This is a genomic window from Comamonas sp. 4034, from assembly GCF_050434545.1.
Taxonomy (GTDB): Bacteria; Pseudomonadota; Gammaproteobacteria; order Burkholderiales; family Burkholderiaceae_C; genus Comamonas; species Comamonas odontotermitis.
The window spans coordinates 1-24,875 of the sequence record NZ_JBNDIT010000005.1 but is presented as its reverse complement, the minus strand read 5'-3'; the positions used below and the strand labels follow the sequence as shown (position 1 = coordinate 24,875).

Sequence of the window (24,875 nt, the reverse complement as noted above, 5' to 3'; positions counted from 1 at the left end):
CCCTCCCGGTTGCTGCGCAATGGAGCCTGTGCATTGTTGCACCGGTCACGCCGGTGGCCGGGCGACAAAGGCTTGCTTGTCGTGGCGGTCAAAACCCGCGCCTTCATAAAACTGAATCACCGCTTCGTCCTTGCGGCCAGTCATCAGCATGGCCTTGTAGCACCCCTGGGCCCAGGCCTGCTGCAAGGCGTGCTGCAGTACAGCCTTGCCAAACCCACGCTGCCGGAATGCGCTGTGCGTCACCACGTTCTCAATCAAACCATACGGTCTGCAGCCGCGCGTGAGGTTGGGGATGGTGGTGAGCACGCAACTGGCCACCAGTTGGCCGCCCACAAAGCCACCCAGGTAGACATTGCGCGGATCGGCCACCAGGTCTGCCCAGATGGCCTCCACGCGAGCAGGAGACGGCAGAGAGTCGTCTGATGCATGCAAGTGCTGGTAGAGCGCCAGCAGCGCCTGCAAATCGCCAGCGACAAGCGGCCGGATATGCAATACGGAATCTTTCATGGCGCGGCGGCCCACGGATGACACGGAAGCTGCCAATTTACAGGCAAAGCGCCCACAGCACGCGCGAACCGTTCCGCCTTGGCGACAAAAGCTGCTACGGCTACAGCAATACCAGCCCCGGCGGCAGGCTGTCGCCAAAGCTGCGCTTCTGGTCTTCGGCTTCCATCTGCACCACCTGCTCCACCATGGCGATCCAGCGCGGCGGGGCGCCTGCGGCGCGCATTTTCTCCAGCACCTGGGCACGCGCGGCATCCGCCAGATCGCGCGCGCGGTCTCCGGTCATGCGGGCCATCTGCACGGCAGCGAACATGGCGGTTTCGTTTCTGCGCCAGTCCTGGGCGAGCGTGGCGTTCAGAAATTCCTGCGCAGCTTCGGGTGGCATCACGAGGTGCGCGTTGGCAGCCAACGGCTGGCGCGCGGCAAGGCGGCCGATGGCCCACCAGGTCTGCACGGTTTCCTCGGGGCGCTTCAAGCGCTGCAGCATCCACTGGCCCATTTCCTGGCGGTACTGCCAGGGCACGGCCTCCATGGCAGCAAACAGGCGCAGCATATCGTCGTAGCTGCCATGGCTGCTCTTGCCCCGGGCAGTTTGCTGCACGGCTTTTTGCATGTGGCCAGCCACGTCTTCGAGCAGCTCCATCTGCTGCGCTTCGCTCAGGCCCGCCGCCACGCGGCGCCAGAACACCCACCACTCGGTCCAGTTGCCTGCTTCCTTGCCATGGCCCAGTCCATGGGGATAGAGCGCCCAGACCTGCTCCATGCGCCAGGCATCGAGTTCTGCCCCCACGCCGGGCCGCAGGCACCAGCCTGCGAGGTTGAGCCAGACGCGCTCATGCTCCACGGTGCGGCGCCGGCGCCGGGCGCGGGCCAGCAAGGCATCGAACAAGGCGCGCAGCAGGGCAATGCCCCAGGCCTCGCGCGGGCCCAGCACTTTTTCCAGCGACTGGCGCAGCTGGCGCACTTCCTTGGCCGTCACGTCCTGCGCCTGGTTGCCGAAGATGCGATCGATCAGTGCCACGGCCTCGGGCAGGCGTGCATCGTGTGAATTCAAGCCATTTTGGCCTCTGGCGCTTACCTCGTCTGCACCATTCGCTACCAAATCAGTAGCATTCATGCCTTCGCTCACTGCATCGCTTACGGCACCACGTACAGCACCACGCACGGAAAATGGCAGCAGCCAGGAAGGGGAGGCATCGCCAGACTTCTGCGCGGGTACGCAGCGCACTTCCAACGTGCCCACTTCGGTCATGCTGGCCTGCAACTGCACTTCGACCTGGGCCTTATCGCGCCCTTGCGGTGCGGGCAGCACCGTGGATAGCGGTGGCAGCTCCACCCAGCCCTCGCCGCCGATCTCGGCAATCTGCCCCGCCTGCGCCGGTATATCGCTGCGGCTGCTGGCCAGCAGATTGAAGCGCACGGCCTCGCCCAGCCGCAGCGCAAAGCGCCGGCCCGAGAGCACGATGCGCACACCCTCTTCCGTGCCGCGCGGCAACAGGCAGATGCCTTGCGGGCGGGCGCCGGATTTTGCGGGCAACAGCAGCCAGTAGCTACGCGCCGAGCCGCCGCCGATCTGCGGCAGGCGCGCGGCAATCACTGGCTTATCAATTTTGATAGCAGCCTGCGCCTGATCCTGCTCGTCCGAATCCGCTTTTTCTTCAATAACCGGCTGAAAACGCGCCAGTCCATACGCTGCCGCGCCGCGCGCCACGGCCCAGTCAGGGTGCGGGTTGTGCAGCACGCGCACCGGGCTGCCGCGCCAGGCCGAGAGCTGCTCGGTCAGCCGCTCCACCACCGCATGGGCGTGGAAGACGCCGCCGTTGAGCAGCACGGTATCGGGCAGATGGGCTGCATCAGCGCCAGCAGCGTGTTGCGACAGAAACTGCGCCAGATGCCGCGAAATCGCCGCATCGGCCGGATACGGCAGGCCAAAGCCGCGCAGCGCGCCCTGGCGCCGGGCGGGAATATCGCTGATCTGCGCGGGCGGCAAAAAACCATCGACTACCCATTGGCGCACCTGCTCGCGCGTGAGCGTGGCGCTACGGGCCTGGGCCAGCAGGCGGCTGCCGCCGCCCAGCAGCGTCACCGCCACACGCTCAGGCGCATCGGCAGCCAGCAATTGCTCCTTGGCGATGCGGCAGCGCTGCACCAGTTGGGCAAATCTTGGGGCTGGCAACCGCTCGCCCTCCCCTGCAAACTGCGCCTCCAGCTGGTGGGCGAGCGCCAGATCCATGTTGTCGCCACCCAGCATCAGGTGCTCGCCCACGGCCGTACGCGTGAGCACGGGCAGGCCGCCGTCGGGCGACGCCTCCACGCGGATCAGCGTCAGGTCGGTCGTGCCGCCGCCCACGTCGACGACCAACACCAACCGGCTGCCCGCCAATTGCGAGGCAAGCTGTTCGCCCTGCAGCACCAGCCAGTCGTGAAAGGCGGCCTTGGGCTCTTCGAGCAGATGCACACCGGGCAGGCCCGCCAGCTGCGCGGCCTCCAGCGTCAGCGCACGCGCGCCTTCGTCGAACGAGGCAGGCACCGTCAGCACCACGGTCTGCTGGTGCAGCGGGGCCTCGGGGTGTGCGCGGTCCCACGCGGCGCGAACATGGGCCAGATAGGCGCTCGATGCCGCCAGCGGAGATACCTTGGCCACATCTTCAGCAGCGCCCCAGGGCAGGATGGGCGCCGTGCGATCCACGCCGGTGTGCGACAGCCAGCTCTTGGCGCTAGCCACCAGCCGCTCCGGCACGGCCGTGCCCAGATCACGCGCCCAGCGGCCGATGACGGCAGGCGCCTGCGCATCGGCACCCTGCGGCGGCCAGGGCTCACGCCAGGCGTCTCCCAGCTCGCCGGGTGCCGCCTGGTAGCGCACCGAAGGCAGCAGGGGCTGCGCAAGCACTTCGCCAGCCGTGCTGCGCTGGGGAATGTTCAGCAACGCAATCTGTTCGGCCACACCGCTCAAAGGCACGCTGGCGACGACGGTGTGGCTGGTGCCCAGGTCGATGCCCACCACATAACGCGCGGAGCCAAAAGAAGTGCTTTCAGTCACGGCAGTCATGCGGCAGGTGGTTCACATTAAAACTATTGAGATGAGCTTGCCTCATAACGATGAGAAAAGCGCTGCTCTCTGGTTACTGAATTTTTGCACTCTTGCCCAAGTTGTGACGTACGCAAAGCAATTGCACATTCTCTGCTTTGAGTGAAGTTCCACCCTTAGAAAAGGGAAGAATGTGATCGAAATGAAGTTCATCTGTCGCACCACAAGTGACGCATTTGCCTCCATCACGTTTCCAAACTTCCAACTTCACATGGGTTGGAATAATTCGACTGCGCTCAACTATCTTGTTCGACATTTCTTCAGCTGCAGCAACATCAGAAACGCTTTCTATTGCAACCAACTTGAACTTGCAGACGTTGCGAAACCCGTCGTGTTCTACCCAAGAATCGACTAAATGAAAAAAACCATTGTCGGCCCAGATACCGTCCTTGATTTTTTCATATACCTGGACGATATCGGGCCCTTTATCGCCAGACTTAAAGTGCTGTGCAGCTCTATGAAATTTCCCATTCTCAGTCAGCGCTCCACGATTGGAAGTCATGGGCTGATCTAAAAGCTTGGGATCCGAAATACCTTGTGTTTTGGCCACATCGTGGCCTTCATAGACCAAGACCGTTCCCCCCTCCCTCACTTCGTCTCGATAAGGAGAGTTAGGCCGTACCGACATCAAGATGACCGAATGACGTCCCTTTAAGCGGAAATTCATTCCGCGCTGCAGGCTAGTCCCTTCCTTCTGGCACATCTCGATATAAGAGATTACGTTTCCCCTCATATCCACTCCCGACTCGATGTAATTCAGTGCACAGCAAAACTATCGTCGGCGACCGTAGTCTCCGCCCGCACATCGAACTCCACCTTCCAGCGCTCACTGCCGCCTACGGGCACGGCGTTGAGCTCCAGTGTGCCGATGTCGGTCACGCGGGCATGCAGGGTGACGGGCACCACTTCGCCGCTCGCGCGGCCCTCGGCGGGCAGGTGCGCTTCAATCTCCTGCAGTTCCACCAGCTCTTCGGGGCCCCAGAAGTCCAGCATGGTGCCGACGGCGTCGCTGCGGCGCACGCTGGAGCCGAAGAAGCGCAGGCGCACCGGCTCGCCCACGACGAGGCCGAACTCTTGCGCGTCCAGCGCCACTTCCGTGCCCTCTTCCATGCCGAAGGGCGCCAGGCACAGAGCCGAGATGGGCGGCTCCATGCCAGGGATGGCAGGCATGTTCGATTCCACGCCCACGTAATAGCTTTGCGCCGTGCCACCACGGATGCGCACGCCGTGGCCTTGGGCTGCGATATGGCCGTAGTAGGCGGCGCCGCGCGCAACGGCCAGATCGAGGTTGGCGCCATCGAGCAGGCGCGCGGGCTGCGCACCTTCGGCAGCGAGCCAGCCGTTCACAACGGCGAGAATGCGCTGCTCGATCTGCCCGGCCTTGAGTACGCCGCCGTTGAACAGAATGGCCGTGGGGTGCAGGAAGCTCGCGCCCGCAGGCTGCGTGCCTTGCAGGCCTTCGATCTGCTCGGTCGCCCCGGCCTGGCGCGACAGAAATGCCGCAAGGTGGCGGGTGACGGCCGCGTCCTGCGCATAGGGCAGGCCCAGCTGCGTGAGCGCGCCGCGCGCACGGGTCTGGGGTTTGTCGCTGATGGCGACCTGTGGAAAGAAGCCTTCCACCAGCATGGCGAGCACTTCGGCGCGCGTCACCTCGGTGCGGATGCTGCCGCCGATGAGCTTGCTGCCACGGCTGGGCACCACCACGGGCACGGCCTGCAGGTTTTCGTCAGCCAGCAACTGCTCCTTGGCGGCGCGACAGCCATGGGCAAGCGCCCGGGTCTGCCAGGCATCGAGCTGCTTGCCCTCTTGTGCAAGCTTGCGCGCTACGCCGTAGGCCAGGGCCAGGTCCATGTTGTCGCCGCCCAGCAGGATGTGCTCGCCCACGGCGACGCGCTGCAGTTCCAGATTGCCATCGCGCTCCAGCACGGCGATCAGCGACAGGTCGGTGGTGCCGCCGCCCACGTCCACGACGAGGATCACGTCGCCGTTGCTGACCTGCTTGCGCCAGTCGCCACCCGTGGCCTGAATCCAGCTGTACAGCGCGGCCTGGGGCTCTTCGAGCAGCGTCAGGTTCTGGAAACCCGCCGCCTTGCACGCCTCGGCCGTGAGCTCGCGCGCCGCGGGGTCGAACGATGCGGGAATGGTGACGGTAATGTCCTGGGCGTCAAACGGCGCCTCGGGGTGGGCCTGCTCCCAGGCCCAGCGCAGGTGCGAGAGGTAGCGGATGGAGGCGGTGAGCGGCGATACGCGGTGCACCTCGGGTGGCGCATCGGCGGGCAGCAGCGGCGAGCGGCGGTCCACACCAGGGTGGCACAGCCAGCTCTTGGCGCTGGAGACCAGCCGGATCGGCGTGGCAGCGCCGCGCGTGCGCGCCAACTCGCCCACCACAAAATCCTGCTGCGCGCCCCATGGCAGCGCCATGTCGGCAGCCGTCAGCTCGCTCTCGTGCGGCAGGTACAGAAAGGATGGCAGCAGCGGCTTGGCCTCTACGCTGGCCGGCCCGGTCAGCTGGGGAATGTCCAGCACGCCCTGCACCACTTTCTCGCCGTCGCTGGCGGACCTGTCCACCCATGACAGCGCGCAGTGCGTGGTGCCCAGGTCAATGCCGATGCTGTACTGTGCGTTGTGCTCCATGCTCACAGCTCCACCTCGGCCTGCGCGATGATTTTGGCGGCTTGCGTATCGGTGAGTTGCGGCAGCTTGACTTGCGTCACTTGCCAGCCGCGATGCCCCAGCGTGCCGGTGAAGGGCGCCTGGCCCACCACATGGCCGGTCAGCCGCACGGCAGCGGCGTCAAAACCGGCCTGCAGGGTGATGCGGCTGCCTTCGGCCTCAGGGCGCACGGGCTCCATGGCGAAATGCTCGCGCAGCACCTTGCGGCAGCCTTCGTGCACCACGCGGGCGGCAGCGCCAATCTCGGCATCGGTGTAGGGTGCGACCTCTTCCTGGATGAAGTCGACAAAGCGCGCCTCGCGCTGCATCAGGCCCAGCAGTTGCAGGGCTGCGGTGTCGGTCGGCACCTCGACGGTCTTCTCCACCAGCTTCTCGACCGGCACCTCGACGCGCTTTTCCACGGTCTTCTCGACGATTTTTTCCACGGGCACTTCCACGCGGACTTCGACGATCTTCTCGACAGGGACCTCAACGCGCACTTCTTGGGGCTGCACATCGGCAGCCAGGGCCTCACCGCCGCGCAGGCGGCTGACATCGCCCGCCAGACGGCCGTTGCCGAGAATGGCGAAGAAACTGCCGATCGCAATGGCGATACGGCTGAAAAAAGATGGGGGGGTGTTGTTCATGAAAGCACCAACATACGCCCGCACCGGGGCCCAGGCTGCGCAGAGCGCACCGGACCGCCAGGAACATCGGGCGGTTCAGAATCAGGCATGCAGGGCCACAGGGGCATCTGCAAAAGCGGTGATTTTACGGGTTGTGCCTATGCCCCCGCAGTACGCCCCAGCTCATGGCGCCTCTCGATCTGGCGATGGGCTGGTTGGCTTTGCCAAGGCCCCTGGCCCGCCATGCGCCAGTACGGTCGTCATACCGTCTTTGCAGGCTGCCACGCCGTTGCAGGCCATGGCACGGCAGCGCTGCGCCAGAATTTATACAAATCCGGCCCCCAACGCTTGGTGGATGCGCGCCAAGCCATCAAATAACATAGCAAAAAGCCTGCTAACGGCCCTCTACGTGCCACCAGGCTGGCAGCAAGGCACGCACCTGGGCGCGCCGGTAACGGTCGTCGATCAGCACCACCACACCCCGGTCCTGCTCGGTGCGGATCACCCGGCCTGCGGCCTGCACCACCTTGCGCAGGCCCGGATAGAAATAGGTGTAGTCATAGGCCCGGGCAGCGCCAAACCGCCCTGCCATGGCCTGCATCATGTGTTCGTTGATGGGGTTGACCTGCGGCAAGCCCAGGGTTGCCACAAAGGCGCCAATCAGGCGCTTGCCCGGCAAATCCACCCCTTCGGAAAACGCGCCGCCCAGCACGGCAAAGCCAATGCCCTGCCCGTCTTCCACAAAACGGCCCAGAAAGGCCGTGCGGCTGGCTTCGTCCATTGCCGCCGTCTGCTGCCACAGGGGCAGGTGGGGGTGTCGCTCCAGCATGCAGGCCGCCACGCGCTGCAGGTAGTCAAAGCTGCTGAAGAAGCACAGGTAGTTGCCCGGCAGGCGGGCGTACTGCGCTGCCACCAGATCGGCAATTGGCGCCAGCGACCGCTCGCGGTCCTTGAAACGGGTGGAGATATGGCCCGCCACCCGCACCTGCAGCTGCGCCGCATCAAATGGCGCAGGCACATCGACGCAACGCGAGGCCTGCGGCAGCCCCAGCAGATCCTGGTAGAACTGCGACGGGCTGAGCGTGCCCGAAAACAGCACCACGGCCTGCGCTGCCGCATAGCGGGGCGCCAGGTGCGGTGCAGGCACCACATTGCGAATGCACAGGGTGGACAGCGGCTTTCTGCGCCCTGCTGTGCGGGCCATGGCAGCCTGCCCGCTGGCATGCCGGCTCACATCAAACAGCGCATGGGGACCAAACTGCTCGGCCAGCGCCAGCCACTGCAGCGCTGCCAGGTAAAAATCCAGCACCGCGTCGCCCGGCAGCAGCGGGCTGTCGCCCTGGGCATCGGCAATCGCGCCCACCACGCGCTGCAGGGCGCCCAGCAAGCCTGCGGGCACGCTCTCGTGCACCTCGTAACCCTGCTCCTGCGCCTGGTTGATGGCGGCCCATTGGCGCTGCAGGCCATCGAGCGCCTTTTTGACCGCGCCCGCAGCCGATGCACGCGCGGCCACCAGCGCCCACTGCGGCAGCTCGGCGGTGTACATGCGGCGAGCGCGTTCGAGCAGGTTGTGCGCCTCGTCCACCAGCACGCCCACCTTCCACTGGTTGACTTGCGTCAACGCATACAGCATGGCCGCGCTGTCGAAAAAGTAGTTGTAATCGCCCACCACCACGTCGCTCCACCGCGCCAGCTCCTGCGTCAGATAGTAGGGACAGATCTGGTGCGCCAACGCCACCTGCCGTACCTGCGCAGGCTCCAACGCGCTGTGGTGGGCAAACGCCTGGGCGCGCGCATCCGCCAGCCGGTCGTAAAAACCACGGGCCAGCGGGCAGGAATCGCCATGGCAGGCCTTGTCCGGGTGCTCGCAGCTTTTGTCGCGCGCCTGCAAATCCACCACCCGCAGCTGCACGGCCTCGCCCTGGCTGCGCAGCTGTGCGTTGACTGTGGCGAGCGCCTGCAGCGCCAGCCCATGGCCGGTGCCCTTGGCCGTCAGAAAGAACAGCTTGTCCAGCCCCTGTGTGGCACAGGCCTTGAGCATGGGAAACACCGTGCCCAGCGTTTTGCCGATGCCTGTGGGGGCCTGCGCCATCAGGCAGGCGCCCGCCTCGCCGGTGCTGGCTGTGCGGTACACCGCCACCGACAGCTCGCGCTGCCCGGCGCGGAACTGCGCAAACGGAAACCGCAGCGTCGCCAGCGACGTATCGCGTGCGCTGCGGTGCGCCGCTTCGCTGCGCGCCCAGGCCAGAAAGCGCTGACAAAGCCCTTCAAAAAACTGCTGCAGCGGCGCGGCGTCCCAGGTTTCGGCCAACACTGCCTCCTGCTGCGTGCCGATGTTGAAATACACCAGCGCCACCCGTATCTGCGGCAAGCCACGCGCCTGGCACAGCAGGTGCGCATACACCTTGGCCTGCGCCCAGTGCAGCGCGCGGTGGTTGGCGGGTACCCGTTCCAGCTGGCCACGGTAGGTCTTGATTTCCTCCAGCTGCTGCGCATCCGGGTCAAACCCGTCGGCCCGGCCTCGCACCAGCAGATCCTCCCACTGGCCGGACAGGCTGATTTCCGCCTCGTACCCCTGGTTGCGCCGTGCGCGCACGATGCCGTGGCCTTCCGTGCCTTCGAGAGCCGTGGGCGCAGGGGTGAAGCGCAAGTCCAGATCGCCCGCGCGGGCCGTGAACTCGCACAACGCGCGCACGGCAACGGCGTAGCTCACGCAGTGCCTCCACCCGATGTGTCCACGCTGGGCTCGTCTGGCGCGTCCCGAGAGAGCGTCTCCCCATCGCGCCAGCGCACATGGCACACGCGCACCGCAATGCCATGCGCGGCGCAGTATTCCAGCCAGCGGATCTGGTTGTCCTGCAGCTTGTCGCCCGGGCCTTTCACCTCTACCAGCTCGTAGCGCTGCTCTGCGGGCCAGAAGCGCACCAGATCGGGAAAGCCGCTGCGGTTGCCCTTCACATTGCACAGCAGCCGCGCAAACAGCAGCTTCAGATGCGCCGCAGGAATGCAGGCCAGCGCCAGCGCCAGCAACTCGGGCGTCAGCGTGCCCCAGAACACAAAGGGCGACTGCGTGCCCGCCTTGGCGTCAAACCGCTGCAGAATCACCTCGCGCCAGCCATCGCCATCGAGCAGCGCCAGGCATTCATCAAACAGCGCTGCTCTGCGCGCTGCAAAATCAGGCGCGCCCAGGTCTGCCGGGCCGGTTTGGAAAGGGTGGAAAAACGCCCCCGGCAGCGGCGCAAAAATGGCTGGCCAGCACAGCAGGCCAAACAGCGAGTTGATGAGCGCGTTCTCCACATAGAACACCGGCGCCGCATCGCTCTGCCAGTGGTCACGCAGTGCGTATTCCACAGCTGTGGGCGGCCGTGGAGCCTCCAGCTCCACATCGATGCGCATCTGCGCCACCTCGGGCTGCAGATGGGCGCGGCGGCCAGGACGGGCCTCGCCCAGGCTGCGCAGCAGGCGCGGCAACATGCGCGCAATGCGCTGGCTTTCCTCGTCGCTCTCCGGCGCAGCCTGCGCCGTCCGCGCCAGAGCAAGCGCATCGCCAAAAAGCGCCTGCCGCTCCAGCACCCGAATGCGCCGGTGGCGCGCGCCCGGGTAGTTGCACCGCGCATACGCCTCGCTGGCAAGCGCCCAATCCTGTGCACGCTCACAGGCCTGGCCCACGCGCAGCAGCAGCTTGGCGCGGCGCCGCTCCAGCCAGGGGTTGCGCCAGCAGTCTTCGCCACGGCCATCGCCAATGGCCGCCAGCACTGCCGCCGCATCCCCGCTCTCGTCCAGCAACTGGCGCAGCTGCTGCAGGGCCAGATACCCATCCACGTCGGCACGCGATTGGAAGGCCCGCGACTGCGCATCGAACGCCACCGATTCGTATTGGAAGATGCCCAGATCGGCCAACACAAACTCCGACCAATCCTGGTGAAGATTGCCAAAGAACATCAGCCGCAGCCGCTCGGCCAGATCGCTGATCGCCACGCGCCATGCCGCATGCGGAGCAGCAGGAAACCATGCCGCGTAGGGCTTCGCCTCTGGTTCGGTTTGCTGCAAAATTTGAAGCATTTCGCGCTTATCCAGCGAGCGCTGCAGCCCAAAATCATTCAGTATCTGCAGCAACTCTGGCTTGGTATGCAGCACAAACAGCTCGTCCAGCGCCATGGAGGCATCCGCATCGATCCAGCCTTGCGCGAGCAACGGGCCTGCGGCCGCCCGAACATCGGGGATTTCCTCGTACACCAGCTTGTCTGCCCGAAACCACGGGCCCCGCCGCATCAGCATGCGCACCAGCAGCGCCTGCGACGGCTGCGGCAGCCCGGAAAAACCGGCCAGAAACGCCTGCTCACGCACATCCAGCAAATCCGCATAGCGCTCGCCAATCCAGTCGAGCGCACGCTGAAAGTTGTGCAGGTAGTAGAAACGGTGGGGCGGCAGCATTTGCGCAAATGATACTGTTTTTTCATACAGCACCATTTACTGCGGTCACTCCACCGTCACACGCAAGCAGGGATTCATGCGCGTGCATGGCGCCCTGGCTTTGCTGGGCGAAGCAAGCGGCTGCCCTATTGCGCCATACAAAACCGAACTACTTCAACTCAGAAGCACATAACGCAACACCCCTGGTTGACATGGCTGAGCCTGTGGCGAACACTCAAAAGAATAGACACCGTGGTTGAGCGTCGACTGTGCCCGCCGCACAAACATACCCGCTCGCCACACATGAAGAGCCGCTAACACAACCCAGCAAATTGTAGATTTACGGTTGAGACGAGGCGCCGGGCCGCGTCAGACGAAGCCGCAGGCAGTACAAACGTACGACAAGGCTAGTCGCCCCCGGCTAGGCGCCACCGGCTGGGCGCCACCGGCAAAGCAACGACGTATCAAGGGTGGTGTTAGCGGGTTTAAAGAATAGACAACGAAGGCAATGTATGTGGCTGAGGGACTATTGGGAAGAAGTGACTACAGAAGACTGGCAACCCACCAGCACCAAGGCATGCGTTGCCCTCACCGTGGCAGCGCTGTATGTGCTATGGCAGCATCTGTTTACTGAGGGTCGCTGGGTGTTCTTGCTGGACCACGCCAACCTCGCCATCCATGAAGCCGGGCATCCCATCGTGGGCATCTTTTCCAGCCATCTGGCCGTGTATGGCGGCACCCTTTTCCAACTGCTGTTTCCGCTCTTGTTTGTGCACCACTTTTGGCGACAGCGCCAAAGCCTGGGTTTTGCCGCTAGCTGGCTGTGGTTTGGCGCAAGTCTGTTGAATGTGGCTCGCTACATGAAAGATGCACGTGCACAGCTGCTACCACTAGTTGGTGGCGGTGATCATGACTGGACAGAGATTTTTAGCCGCTGGAATGTGCTTGGCAGCGATGTGCGAATAGCTGGATTTTTTGGCTTGGTGGGTACAAGCATTTGCTTGGCTGCCATGGCTTGGCTATGGATTAGGGGACGCGAAGCCAAGTAGTTTGAGTGATGTCTGTCCTTGTCGCTACCACTGAGCGGCCAGTTCAATGAACAGCTTCACACAGGGCGCCAATTACGGAATGCCCTTGTAAGCATCCTGTAATCGGCACTCCTTTTCTCTCACAAGACTAAGTCGCCATTTCAAAATCCATCTGAGCCAAGCTGGATTGAGCCAGCAGCGGCCCTGGCTCCACGAACAGCAATATCCCGTGCCCCACCCAACGCTTACACGCGAAGGCCTTTGTTGGTTTCTTGGTATTCGCCATTGATCCAATTGATGCGTGGCTCGCCTGCAGCGGCGACGGGGGCAAAGCCCAGTTCGGTGTTGGGAGCAAAGGCGCCGATGCCGGATATGCCTTGCGCTGAGGCCGGCAAAACACAGAAGAGTGCCGACTCCAGTGGGCTGATGCGCAATTATTGCGCGACACGTCGAGCCATTCATCATTTCCCCATAGAGCAACAAGATCCAGACCCAATCGCTTTCAATTTTGCTCATAAATCCATTTATTTTTTCTTAAAAAATCCACATCATTCATTGAATTAGAAAAATTTAAGCAAACATCTAGATTTTTACTAGCCAATTTTTTAATTTCATTAAAACTCATCCCTTCGGAGAAACCCATCTCCTCAAGAGCATTAAGAAATTCATTTTCATCTCCTCCACCATTTAAAAATGATTTAATATAGACAAAAGAAAAAATCATTTCATGCAGGCACTGAAACAACATCTCGTTTGAAGTCGAATTCAAATGCATTTCATTGAAAAGCTCTTCATTTAATTTATTTTCATTATAAAAACTAAAGTTCGCCAGTTCAATAACCCATTTTTTTGGAACCAATGACAACTCCAGCAACAGATCAGCCCAATTCTTCCATTCGGATTCACTTAAATATCTACTATTCAATCCAGAGTAGATGCAGGCAAAATATAAATCTCGATTTGTAATCACCTATAAACTCCTGGAAAAATATTACCTTCGCCATTTGGATTTTTCCCCGCACCCCCATTATTACCTGACCCATAGTTAAACTGATAGTGATGTGGATCAGGATGTATTGGCCTCGATGAGGGATGACTGGTATGATCTGTTCTTGCAATTAATCGACCATACTGATCATAGTGAGAAGTTTGCAAGTATTCTTGACCGTCAGAGCCTATTCTCATTTTTACAGAATCCCGCACCCCAGGTGCCACATCGTCGGAAGGTTTGATATTTTTCTTGTAGTAGCTCTCTGGAACAAACGGTTTATTATTATTGATAGGAGGATGTACCGTTTTTCGTGCTTTTTTTGCAAACTTCAAACCTGGAATTTTCGCCCAATTAAATGGATTAATGCATTCCTTGGCACAGTCACCTAAAGTCCTGGGGTCGCACTCACTTTTGATTGCTGCTAACAATGCATCAGTAGCTTTGCACTCAGCGACACATTTAGCATAAAGCCCCACAACAGCCACTACAGGTACAACTTCACCGGTTGGATCTGTGAAACGTTGTGAGTTGCTATATGCATATTCGTAGGTATTGACTCCTCCAGCCAGTTCTATCGGGTCGCTCTGCAAATACCGCCCAGCACCAGGAAAAAAACCCCGCTGTTGGTTGTAATGCATTCCTGTCTCCGCGTCCCAATGCTGCTCCGGGAAGCGTAGATTGATATCTGTGCTGCTGTCTTGGCCTACATAGGTGCGGCCAAAGCGCTCACTCAATGCCTGCCAAGGCTGATTGCCAGCATCATCACTCGCGAAGTGTAGATCCCGTTTAACTGGCGCATACCTTTGGACAAGTTGCCATCGGGCGTTTCAATAACCAGATGGTAGTGGTTGCCCATAAGGCGATACGCGGGAATGACCCAATTAAAGTCCTGCCCCCGGCTAACACTTCCACATACACCTGTCGATCTGCATAATCCAGAAAATAAAATCGCGTGCGTTGCCGCCCGGAGTGACATGATGAGCGCGCGGCATAACTCCGCCTAGGGTAGGGGAAGAAGCGGCCTAAATTCGAGTTATACAACGGTACCCCTGCCCCTATCCTCTATTAGTACAGTTCGATCCGCCAACTAGCTTCATCACTAGAAATAACAAGCCCATAATTAAAATTCATCATCACAATTTTCATAAAAAAATTTGCCACCTCTTCTATGGATTCGTCAACATGAAAGGTTGTCACAATATCATTCAAGTCATCATCGCATATAAAAATATCGTCGATTGCATCATGAAATACCTCAGATTGATCGCCATAACAAACAAAGTATCTCGCACCACATTCATATAATTTAACGACTTTTTCCAGAAAATTTTTATTATTTTCCAAAAATCGCACATCAAGCAAAACAGCAAATTGACTTGAAGAGAATTGAACCAATCCCTCTTCAAAATCAGAAGAAAATATGATTTTCTTAATACTATTATCGGTCATTTTTAATTTTATCTATATTATTCTTAAAAGTATTTATTTCTTTCTGCAAATGATCTATACGTCGCTGCTGTTGTTTGGCAATAACATCCACAGGAAGATTCTCCACCCCAGGCCTAATTGTTGGATTGCGACGAAATTCCTCTAATTTCTTTTCGTGTGCTGCAATTTGTTTTTCGAGAGATTTTATACCCTTTATTTGCTCCTTGGTTAGGGGGGGGCACCATATGCTTTACATTCTCGCCAATCTTAAAGTTAGGGATCGGCGTCTTCCCTCTTGTCACCATTTTCGCTTTTTTACTACCAGCTCAATTAAATGGATTCAAGCACTCCTTCATGCAATCGCCAAGCGTGCGCGGATCACATTCGCTCTTGATGAATGCCATTGCAGCGTCCATTGCCTTGCATGACACAACACACCTAGCGTATGCTTGACCAATAGGAATTAAAATTCCCATTCGCCCGTTGAATCAATGTAATAGGTCGATTCACCCTGTGCATACACATAAGTATTGACACCGTCATACAAATCCCATGGGGCGCCCTGCAAATACCGCCCAGTTCATGGATCAAAATCCCGCTATTGGTTGTAATTCGTCAGAGAAGCGTAGATTGATGTCTACCCAAAGCTCATACTCAGCACTAGCCAAGTCACGTTTCTAACCTCCCCCCGTCTTACTGACAGGCAAGATTAGATAGACAAAAATTTACCAATCGCACGATCAACGTTCGCCAGCAACTCATCACCAGAAATATCAATTTTTTTCTTTTTAAGAGCCTCAATCATTTTTTCAAATCCAAATCTAATATTCAATGCCAGAATTTTTAAAAATTTCTCCCCTTTATTTTCGCTCCAAGAATCTTTAGAAAAAAATACCTCCGCAAAAACATAACCAGATTTCAATTGTACGCGAACTCGCTCAACCCCATCTTTTCCCCAGGACTCAATTGCCCCATCAATTCGAAGCACAAATGCAAATTCATTAATTACAGAACTATAAACGCCCTGACATTCTTCCGTCAAAATTTTGCGAAGTACGATTATTGAATCGCTTACTCTCTCTGGCACATCAGGGCCTCCAATTTGGGCACCCAACGATATTTTTTCAATTACCATTTTATTTCCCCGTTTTTCTACCCGCCCAAGGCTCACGATTATCCGGCCCAGGGCTTCTCTCAACCAAATCACGTTCTTTTTTAAGCATTTCGTCACGAGGCCCGCGTTCTTGAGCGACCACCTTTCCTCCATCAATTTGTTTTTTAGTATACCTTTTTGCAGGATTTTCATGTTTGGTAATTCCATGCTTTAAAAAGTTTCCATCTTTATCATATTTTTTATACAAAGTAGCAGGACGCTTATCTTTCGTGTTTCCATGCGCGAATCGCCCACCTTTCTTGCCAGCCCAGTTAAATGGATTCAAGCATTCCTTCATGCAATCACCAAGGGTGCGAGGATCGCATTCACTCTTTATGAAAGCCATCAAAGCATCTTTAGCTTTACATGAAGCTACGCATCTAACATATTGCTGTGCAATAGGAATTAAAAATGCCCACTCACCTGTTGGATCAGTAAAGTAAGTTGGCTCATTTTGAGCGTAAGCGTAAGTATTGACTCCGTCATACAAGTCCCATGGGTCGCTCTGCAAATACCGCCCAGTCCCTGGATCAAAATCCCGCTGCTGGTTGTAGTGCATGCCCGTCTCTGCATCCCAATACTGCCCCGGGAAGCGTAGATTGATATCTGTGCTGCTGTCTTGGCCTACATAGGTGCGGCCAAAACTCTCACTCAAGGCCTGCCAAGTTTGATTGCCTGCCTCATCACTCGCGGCCAGTGGTCGCTCCAGATGATCCGTATGCAAGAAGTGATAGGGTTGATTCAGCGCATCCACATGGTCTTGTTGCCATGCGGGGCCTGTGCCCCAAGAACTACCAGGCACCCAGCCATAAGATTTCACCGTCTCGCCTGCGGCATTGACTTCTGCTGCCAATCCTTCTGCATCATAGACATACCAAGTAGTCAGGGCTGATGTGCCTTCACCTACTGTTTTGCTGATGCGGCGACCTGCCGGGTCGTACTGGTAGCTGGCAATGTTTTTGCTGGCCTCTGTGATGTGCACCAAACGCTGAGCACCGTCGTATACATAATTGCGAGTGATGCCCGCACGCGTAGCCGTTTGTATGTGACCGCTTCCGGTGAAGGTGTAGCTTGTGTCACCCTTTTGCACTAAGCGATTGCCGGTGGCATACTGCCAAGACCCCGTTTGGTGACTACTGCTCGTACGGTTACCTACGGCGTCGTAGCTAAAGCCCTCATTGGGCAAGCCAAAATCCGCCAACGCTTGGCTAGGCGTCGCTTGGGTTAAGCGGTCTAGCACGTCGTACTGGTAGTCAATTTTTCCGCTCAGCCCCAGTTGGTCGACATTTTGGCTAGCAATATTGCTGTTCTTGGTGTACTGGTAGCCAAGTTTGAGCAGGGTTTGGTTTTTGCTGCTTTTGACATCAATTTCGCTCGGGCGGAAGAAACCGTCGTAGCTTTGCGTACGCGTGCTGCCTGGGTACTGAATGGTTTGCGGATAGTTCCAGTTGTATTTGGTGATCTGGATCTGCTTGCCATCCGGGGTTTTGAGGTTTTTGAGCTGTCCGTTAGCGTACTCCGCCACCGTCTTTCGGTTGTCGTAGCCAATGCTGGTAGTGTTCCAATCGGCGTCCCATTCGCGGGTGAAGCTACGGGTGATGGCACTGGCACCTTCGCCGTACGTTACAGTTTCTTGACTAACGCGCCCCAGCACATCCAGGGTATAGGCGGCCTTGCTGACGACTTTGCCTTGGCTGTCTTTTTGGGTATAGCCCGTTAGGTCGCCATTGGCGTCATACGCATAGCTAACCGTTTGGCTGAGCGTGCTGCTTGCAGCGCTGGTGCGGGTCTGCAATGTGACGTTGCCGTCTTCGTCATACGCATATGCGGTTTGGTTGCCGTCGGCATCGGTGACCAGCGTTAGCTGACCGGATTTGTCGTATTGGTAGGTGGTTTTGCCACCTTCCGGTCTGGTTTTTTCTAGCAACTGGCCAGCTTTGTCGTAGCTAAAGCGGTGCAAATTACCCAGTGCATCTTTTACGCTGGTAGCTTGGTCGAGCAAGTTGTAGGTGACCAACGTGGAATTACCCGCAGCATCGGTCACCTTGGTGGTGCGACCTAGTGCGTCATATTCAGCAATCGAGGTCTGCCCTGCTGCATTGGTGTTGGCGACCACTTGGCCCAATGCATCGTAGGTGGTGCCTTCGGATACTGGCTCCAGCCCCGTCGCCTTGAGCGTGACGAGCGTTGTTCGCCCACGCTGATCGTATTTGAACTCTTGCCTGGTACCGCCCGGCAACACCATGGCTGTCAAGACATCGGCCTGGGGAGTACCGTTTTCGCCATGTTCAAAGCTGATGCGGTTACCTGCCGGGTCGACGATTGCCGTGACACGGCCTTTTTTATCGTGCTCAAATTTGGTGATGTTGCCTGCAGGGGTGGTTTCTGAAGTGGGGTTACCAAAAGCGTTAAAGGTGTACTTGGCAACCTCGCCTTTGGCATTGGTAACACTGGTGATTTGCCCCTGATTGTTATAGCCAATTTGGCTTTTACGGCCCAGCGCATCCGTTAGCTCTGAAGGCAGATTGATGCCGTTGTAAGCTGTTTTAACCTCATAGCCTTTAGGACTGGTAACCTTGATTTGGTTACCGCCGGCGTCATATTCGTATTTGGTGATGCGGCCTAAAGGGTCTGTTTCGGTAGCTACATCGCCAGCAGGGGTGTACGTAAACCTCCAGACGTCACCCACCGGGTCTGTCATCTCGGCCACATTGCCATATGTGTCGTATGCATATTGCCAAACAATTGCATCCGCGCCTTCACCCAGCATGTGCTTTGTGGGTTGGCCCCACTGGTCGTATTCCCAGACAGTTTTACGCTGAACTGGTGTACCCAACGCCTCTATTTGCTCTATAACCGAGCCCTTGGAGTCGTATTTCCACTGTGTTACGACACCAAGCTGGTTGGTGTTTTTGACCTTGAGACCCTTGGTCTCTTCGTAATCATTTTTCTCTACACTGCCATCTGCATAAGCAATGCTGATGGGCTGGTAGTTGAAGTTGTAATTGGTAGTAGTTATTTCGCCGCGCTCATTGGTATAGCGCTGCTGGTATTTGCCATCCCACAAGCTCTGAGCAATCAGGTTGTCATAAGCATCGTAGGCTGAGCTCCCCATTTCCATATCTACACCAACGCCTGGTGGGTAATAGAAGGTTTTGGAGTTGCCCTTGTTATCGGTGATGACGACCTTGAAAAGCCGAAGCTTGTGAATCCATTCCACAGAACCAGTAATCGTGCCCAAACAATCAACAAAATTGCCAACACGAGCGGCATTCCACACATCTTTGAGCTTAAGGGTGCTGCCCGTCGAAGGATCAATCTTGAAACCTTCCGCGCCCAGTGATAATGCAGCCTTGGGCGCTGGAATGCTCTGAGCGTAGCTAATCGTAGTGATGTCGCCTGTAGGATCTGTGCGACTGGTCAGCTGCCCATTTCCGTCGTACTTGTATTTCCAGATATTGCCGCGAGCATCAGTGACAGCATCTAAGCGCTTGGCATCTTTGGTTCCAGACCATTGGTATGAAACGCTGCGGCCAGCTCTGTCTGTAATCGCCGTAGCAACGCCATCAGACATTGATACGGTGTAAAGCGTAGTACCTTCAGAATCTAGAATCCGAGCCTGACTTGCGCTGTCATAAGCAAACTTGACCTTAAGCCCGGTAGGCCGAGAATAACTTACAATACGGCCTTTTGTGTCGTAATCGATAGTGTTACCAAGCCGGTCATACCATTGCCAGCCAGTCGCGGAACTCTTGATATATACAGGCTCAAGCTGCGCTGCCTTGGCAATATAGACATCAGATCCACCAGTGCGTTCATACAATACGCCAGCGCGGCCAATCACTTTGACAGCAGATCCCAAGGGATCGAACTCAAAATCGAGTGGCGCCCACGCAGCGTTCAAATACCAACGCCCTTGCTGCCAGCTGCGCGCAATATCAACACTGCCTCCCGGCACCTTAAGTTTGAGATCAATATTGGTTTCCGTGTATTCCGCATTGGGCCAGCGTACGCGCGGAACATTTTCTGGATCTTGGGAGCTGTTGCAGGTGTAGGGCGGCCTAGCCAATTGAGAGGCGCCTCTATATATCGAAATACCTGACGATGTTTGCCCCAAAGCCGGAGCGAGCATACTGCTCAGCGACCAAACACTCACAACAATCAATTGGATCCGCAGGGCTTTAGCAAGTAATTTTTTCATATTGGTCATTCATATTTATATTTTATTTACACTTAACCACTCTTCGGGCACGCAATGTAATCCCTTATTTCCTACCCTCCGCCACCTTGGCCCGCATATGTGCAGCACTTTCCTCCGCAGTGCGGCGTGCATGCTGGGGTAAGTGGCATTGCACTGCCGCTACCCCATCCCCCATACCCTCCGCCCCAACCGCCATAACCACCACCACCGTAACCGCCACTGCCACTCGGTGACGGAATGCTGGAAGCGGAACAAGATCCTCCAACCATGCGACTGAAGGTAGATGTGCTGGTGAAATCTTCCATGACTCCATTGACACATTTCCATTCGCCCGTTACTTCTGTCCATTTGGCATAGCTAGAGCAACTTGCCGCTTTGGTTGCTGTAATCTCGCTCACGTTTTTTTGTACCAGGCTCGTCCAATTGTCATTTCGAGATTTTGTAAATCCAATTAACTTTGGATGTAGCTTGATTGCCGTGATTCTGTAAGGAATTACAATGCGCTTCTTTGCATCAAGTGCCTTAGGAATATCCGCCAAAAACTCGTACTTGTAGTACTCATCACTTTGAGGCGGAGTGAACTTGACGTTATCTGCCCGAACTAATCCATAGTTGGTCAAAGTCAATTCCCCTGTCAGCTCTTCCCCGACCTGTAGCTCTGGGATATTGATCGACAGCGGTTCCAGAAGCACAACGGGGGCGGGCACCTGGGTCTGGAAGGTGGCTTCGAGGTTGATGTTGTAGACATCCTGGATAGTGGTTTCACTAACGCTGAAGTCGATACTGATCGTCTGATATTTGAGGTGAATTTGCTCGGTAATGGTGACACCGGGTCGCACAAAGATGCGACCTGTTTTATCGGTATGCCTTGGGCCAGATGCGCGATAGAGGTAAGTTCCCGGAGGAATTGCGCTAGCAATTGCACGTCCTTCAGCGTCAGATGTGATAGTCCGGATATCTGTAGGTACAGCCTCGTTTTGCAAACGAATGCGTGCTCCCTCAACGCCTTTAATAGGTTGCCCTAGGGTATTCAGTGTTTCCGTAAACATGTCCGTCACATGGAAGCTGACACCACCCTGCCCGCTTTGCGTGACGGCGACCGACACGGGGATGGAGCCATCGCCACTATTGGAGGCAGTAACGGAAAGCTTGAAGTTGTAGATACCGTCAGCGACAGTTTTACCGGGGCTGGCCGTCACCTGGATCGGCACTTCGCCGCCCACATCAATGGCCCCGATCTGGTTGCCGCTGGCAAGGAACATCCAGGCTGGCGGCGGGTTGCCATTGCTGTCCACCAGCTTGACCTGTACGCTTTGCGCCGCCACCAAGCCACGGTTGCCGATCACGACGCTTTCTGTGACGGTGCTCTCTTGTTGGACACCGGTTTCAATGAACGTAGGTTTGGCAAACAGATCTGGGCGCGCCTGCACCAGCTTGTAGTTGATGGTGAAGGTGCCGCGTGGGGTGTCGCCCGTCTCTGCCGCAAAGGCGGTAAGGATGACGGTGCCCGTCTCGCCAGCACTGGAGCTGCCCGTGAACTTGATGACCATAGGCACAGAGGCCCCTGCGGCAATGTTTACAGATTGACCAACATCAATGCTGATACCCGGCGGCAAGCTGCCGCTTGGCTGGTTGGCCGGTACTACAGCCCAACGCACACCGGTAGCCCCAGTGCCTGCGCTGGCACGTGCATTCACGGTGATGCTTGATGCAAAGTCGCGCGCTGCCGTCAGGTTGTAGACCGATATGTCGAAGCTCAGGCGGTTGATAGTGAAGCGCCCTTGCTCTGCCGTCACCGTCTCTTCTGGATGGATGACAGAGACAATATAGGTGCCGTTGTCGTTGGCCGCGGGCACAAATTCATAGCGGTACTGGCCGTTCGCATCGGTGGCGATATTGATGCGGCGTTTGAAACCTGCAATATCGAGCACCATGCGCAATGCAGCATTGGGGATGGCTTGCGCAGTATCACGAGTCACGGCCATCCCCGTAATGACGATGGGCTGGGTGCCATACGAGACCGCAGGGGTGATGCCGCTGACGGTACCGGTATACGGCGTTTTGGGAACTTCCGGCGCGATGGGCGCGTTTTGCACCAAGACAGCGCGGGTCGCCTGCGCCGTTTTACCTGCCAAAGAGGTTGCAACCGCCTTCAAGGTGTAGCTGCCATCTGCCGCAGTATTTGCGGCCCATTGCGCGCTATAAGGGGCTTGTGCAGGCGATGCGATCAAGGTGTCATTCGCATAAATGTCTACCTTGGCAATACCTGCGGGAGCAGAGGCCACAACGGTGACCGTCGTAGCGCTGGAGAGAACGGCATTGGGTGCAGGTGCGACAAAGCTCACCGTCGGCGCGGCGCTGGTGTAGGTAATCCCAACAGGAACGCTCTTGGGGCTGGTACCACGCGAGTTGGTGGCAGTTGCTTCCACTTGGTGCACCCCTTCTGCAGGCAAGGTGATGCTTGCACCAAAGCTGCCATTGGCACCCGCAGTAACTGGTGAGCCAGATGCTTGACCACTCAAGAACAATTGCACTTGAGAGCCGGGCATGGCAGTCCCTGCCACACTCAGTTGCGGAATGGCTACAGTGGTACCCGCAGCAGGCTGGGTGATGGAAGGCGCTGCGGGTGCGCTCAGGGTGAGCGTAAAGGGAATATCCAACACGGCAGCGATGCCGTCCGCATCAGTCGCAGTAATGGTGAACTTGTGATTGCCATTGGGAAGCTGGGCAAAATCCACCAATTGGCTGTAGGTGACTGGGCTGGTCTTGCTATAGCTGCGATCAAAGATTGGCGCGCCATCGACCGCAGCCTTGATATTGGTCACACCCACGGCACTTTCCGCAGTCACGGCCAAGAGGCCCGGCTGGGTAATTGCCGCATTGGCTTGCAGTGGTTGGCCCTCAAAGCTGGTGGCGATGGTTGGGCCACTTCCGCCTTGCTTTTGTACCTGGACAGTGCGGGTGACTGTGTTGTTCAGACCCGCCGTATTGGTGGCTTTGGCTTTGAGGGTATAGGTGCCATTGGGCACACCGGCCAATGACCATTGCGCCTGGTATGGCGCAGCAGAGAGCAGTGCCAAGCGGTTGTCTCCCACGAGGATTTCCACATCGTGCACACCTTCTGCATCAGTGGCGGTCACGGCAATGGTGGTGTCTTGCTCAAGCACAGCATTGGCAGCTGGCTGCGTGAACTGGACGACCGGGCCTTCTGGGGCATAGGCAACGGGTTGACTCAGCGAAAATTGGTTGATCTTGTTTTGCGCAGTGCGGAACTGCACATACAGCATCTTGTCGCCAGAACCTGCGGACAAGGTGTAAGTTACCTTGGTGGGGTTGCCCGCCATGTTCTGCCAGGCAAGGGCATCGGTGAACTGTTCGGATTCTTGGATCCGGTACTGCGCAGCTTGCGGGCAGTCGAGGCTCAACTCTATATTGCGTACCCGGGTGATATAGCCTTGCGTAGGCGCAATGGTGCAGGTGAGGACTGGCTCTGCGGTGAGGTAGCTGCCGTAGTCCACACCCGTGCTGACGGCATTACCCTGGCCCGCTGGGTTGCCAACCGCATCTTTGGGACCACTTGCATGGCCCCACCAATTGCCTTGCGCCTGAACAATGCTGGCAGGGTTGGTATTGCGTACACCGAACTGGGTGTTGGCCGAGATGTCAGATTCCGAGATGACCGGGGTTGCGCCTTGTTCTGCCAGCAGGCCTACGCCATTTTGCACAAGACGAGTTTTGGCAATGGAAGGGCTACCAGTACCAATCACGCGAATACCAACTGTATTGCTGGAGAACTGGAGTCGGTTGAAGCCGTAGGCACCGCCATTGAGAACCAAGCCCGCCCCACCGTTCATATAGCTGGGCAAGCCTGTGGTACCACCTGCATAGCGAATGGTAAGGCCATCGATTTTCAGCCCCGTGGTGGGCACGTCTTTTGCGACGAGAACGCCCAGCCAATCACCCGCTTCCGGTGCTTCCGATTGTGGATTGGTTGCGCCGAGCGCTGTGTCATCAAACTGGCTGGTAAAGATGACGTTGGAGCCAGTTTGCAACTGGTCGCGCACATTGATGCCTGCCCCTTCGCCGAATTTGACAACAACGCCATCAGCGATGGTGAGTTTGGCGTTGCCAGCGGCAAGCGCTACTGCACCGCCCGCTAGTGCGGTACCAGCCAGCACCACAGCGGCAACAGCTTTGCTGTGCTGCCTGGTGACTTGGGAAGTCGACCTAGCAAGTTGAGCGACGGGCGACCACGCTCTGCGAGAGAAAGATTGGGTGATTCGGGAGAGTTGCATGGTCTTCTCCTTCTTATGGGTTGACGGTAATCGTACCGCTCGTCGCTGGCGTGAAGCCGGGACTGCTTGCGGTAATCTGGGTGGTGCCTGGGGCTACGGCTGTAAAGGTCGCGTAGTTGGAATTGCCTGCATTAGCGGGCCAGTTCACCGTGCTGGTTACCGTGCCCACTGATGGGACGGAGCTGGTGAAGGTGATAGGAAGAGCCGCTGCTGGTACCTGGCTACTGGAGTAGTACGATCCGGGAACCTCCGAGGCGACATATATCGATGAATAGCTATTACTCACCGCTATTGCACTAGGGACATTTTGCAAGCGCAATGTCGGCGTGATCGTCTCCGCATTGAGATAGCTTGCATCATGACTGCTGCCGGTTGCCTCAATCTGCGTTGATCCGATGTCCACACCCGTCACGACAAAGTTCACGCTGCTTTGACCCGCAGGAATTGTCACCGTCGCCGGTGTCTTACACACCTCAGCAGCTACGCAGCGCAAGTT

At 57.5% G+C, this 24,875-nt stretch carries 15 protein-coding genes; 1 reads left to right on the top strand and 14 read right to left on the bottom strand.

Going from position 1 to position 24,875, the window contains the following annotated elements:
• Positions 1–45 precede the first annotated feature (45 nt).
• From ABIE32_RS06895 to ABIE32_RS06865, 7 genes are all read right to left on the bottom strand, one after another.
• Positions 46–507, bottom strand: a complete 462-nt coding sequence (locus ABIE32_RS06895; RefSeq protein WP_429014909.1) for a GNAT family N-acetyltransferase — start codon at positions 505–507, stop codon at positions 46–48.
• 100 nt (positions 508–607) lie between these two features.
• Positions 608–3,544, bottom strand: a complete 2,937-nt coding sequence (locus ABIE32_RS06890; protein WP_429014907.1) for an Hsp70 family protein — start codon at positions 3,542–3,544, stop codon at positions 608–610.
• An 82-nt stretch (positions 3,545–3,626) separates the two neighbouring features.
• Positions 3,627–4,259: an HNH endonuclease gene (locus ABIE32_RS06885; RefSeq protein ID WP_429014905.1), complete on the bottom strand. Its 633-nt coding sequence runs from the start codon at positions 4,257–4,259 to the stop codon at positions 3,627–3,629.
• Positions 4,260–4,348: 89 nt separating this feature from the next.
• A complete protein-coding gene (locus ABIE32_RS06880; protein ID WP_429014903.1) occupies positions 4,349–6,226 on the bottom strand; it encodes an Hsp70 family protein in 1,878 nt (625 codons plus the stop codon).
• A gap of 2 nt (positions 6,227–6,228) precedes the next feature.
• Positions 6,229–6,891 (bottom strand): DUF2760 domain-containing protein, encoded by a 663-nt coding sequence (locus ABIE32_RS06875; RefSeq protein ID WP_429014902.1) that lies wholly within the window; start codon positions 6,889–6,891, stop codon positions 6,229–6,231.
• 373 nt (positions 6,892–7,264) lie between these two features.
• The gene (locus ABIE32_RS06870) at positions 7,265–9,583 is read right to left on the bottom strand and encodes an ATP-dependent DNA helicase (RefSeq protein ID WP_429014900.1); all 2,319 of its coding nucleotides are present in this window, start codon (positions 9,581–9,583) and stop codon (positions 7,265–7,267) included.
• Positions 9,580–11,304 (bottom strand): VRR-NUC domain-containing protein, encoded by a 1,725-nt coding sequence (locus ABIE32_RS06865; RefSeq protein WP_429014898.1) that lies wholly within the window; start codon positions 11,302–11,304, stop codon positions 9,580–9,582. Before ABIE32_RS06865 ends, ABIE32_RS06870 begins: the two co-directional genes overlap by 4 nt.
• A 518-nt stretch (positions 11,305–11,822) precedes the next feature.
• On the opposite strand from ABIE32_RS06865, the gene ABIE32_RS06860 reads away from it, so the two are divergent.
• Positions 11,823–12,332, top strand: a complete 510-nt coding sequence (locus ABIE32_RS06860) for a hypothetical protein (RefSeq protein WP_429014896.1) — start codon at positions 11,823–11,825, stop codon at positions 12,330–12,332.
• Between the two features lie 481 nt (positions 12,333–12,813).
• Here the strand turns inward: ABIE32_RS06860 and ABIE32_RS06855 are convergent, their stop codons facing one another.
• From ABIE32_RS06855 to ABIE32_RS06825, 7 genes are all read right to left on the bottom strand, one after another.
• Positions 12,814–13,281: a hypothetical protein gene (locus ABIE32_RS06855; RefSeq protein ID WP_429014895.1), complete on the bottom strand. Its 468-nt coding sequence runs from the start codon at positions 13,279–13,281 to the stop codon at positions 12,814–12,816.
• Positions 13,278–14,036, bottom strand: coding sequence for an RHS repeat-associated core domain-containing protein (locus ABIE32_RS06850; protein ID WP_429014893.1), 759 nt, complete (start codon positions 14,034–14,036; stop codon positions 13,278–13,280). Before ABIE32_RS06850 ends, ABIE32_RS06855 begins: the two co-directional genes overlap by 4 nt.
• Positions 14,037–14,367: 331 nt before the next feature.
• Positions 14,368–14,751 carry a DUF7684 family protein gene (locus tag ABIE32_RS06845; protein ID WP_429014892.1) on the bottom strand — a complete coding sequence of 128 codons (384 nt, stop codon included), beginning with the start codon at positions 14,749–14,751 and terminating at the stop codon, positions 14,368–14,370.
• Between the two features lie 688 nt (positions 14,752–15,439).
• On the bottom strand, positions 15,440–15,865 hold the full coding sequence (locus ABIE32_RS06840; RefSeq protein ID WP_429014891.1) for a hypothetical protein: 426 nt from the start codon (positions 15,863–15,865) through the stop codon (positions 15,440–15,442).
• A 1-nt stretch (position 15,866) separates the two neighbouring features.
• On the bottom strand, positions 15,867–20,084 hold the full coding sequence (locus tag ABIE32_RS06835; protein ID WP_429014889.1) for an RHS repeat-associated core domain-containing protein: 4,218 nt from the start codon (positions 20,082–20,084) through the stop codon (positions 15,867–15,869).
• Positions 20,085–20,155: 71 nt separating this feature from the next.
• Entirely contained in the window at positions 20,156–24,148 is a 3,993-nt protein-coding gene (locus tag ABIE32_RS06830; protein ID WP_429014887.1) for an Ig-like domain-containing protein, read from the bottom strand.
• Between the two features lie 244 nt (positions 24,149–24,392).
• A partial coding sequence (locus ABIE32_RS06825) for a hypothetical protein (RefSeq protein ID WP_429014886.1) occupies positions 24,393–24,875 on the bottom strand: 483 nt, incomplete at its 5' end.

Coding starts and splice junctions, on each gene's coding strand:
- ABIE32_RS06865 (WP_429014898.1), bottom strand. CDS start 11,304: ATGCTGCCGCCCCACCGTTTCTACTACCTGCACAACTTTCAGCGTGCG.
- ABIE32_RS06840 (WP_429014891.1), bottom strand. CDS start 15,865: ATGGTAATTGAAAAAATATCGTTGGGTGCCCAAATTGGAGGCCCTGAT.
- ABIE32_RS06895 (WP_429014909.1), bottom strand. CDS start 507: ATGAAAGATTCCGTATTGCATATCCGGCCGCTTGTCGCTGGCGATTTG.
- ABIE32_RS06880 (WP_429014903.1), bottom strand. CDS start 6,226: ATGGAGCACAACGCACAGTACAGCATCGGCATTGACCTGGGCACCACG.
- ABIE32_RS06845 (WP_429014892.1), bottom strand. CDS start 14,751: ATGACCGATAATAGTATTAAGAAAATCATATTTTCTTCTGATTTTGAA.
- ABIE32_RS06885 (WP_429014905.1), bottom strand. CDS start 4,259: ATGAATTTCCGCTTAAAGGGACGTCATTCGGTCATCTTGATGTCGGTA.
- ABIE32_RS06875 (WP_429014902.1), bottom strand. CDS start 6,891: ATGAACAACACCCCCCCATCTTTTTTCAGCCGTATCGCCATTGCGATC.
- ABIE32_RS06835 (WP_429014889.1), bottom strand. CDS start 20,084: ATGAAAAAATTACTTGCTAAAGCCCTGCGGATCCAATTGATTGTTGTG.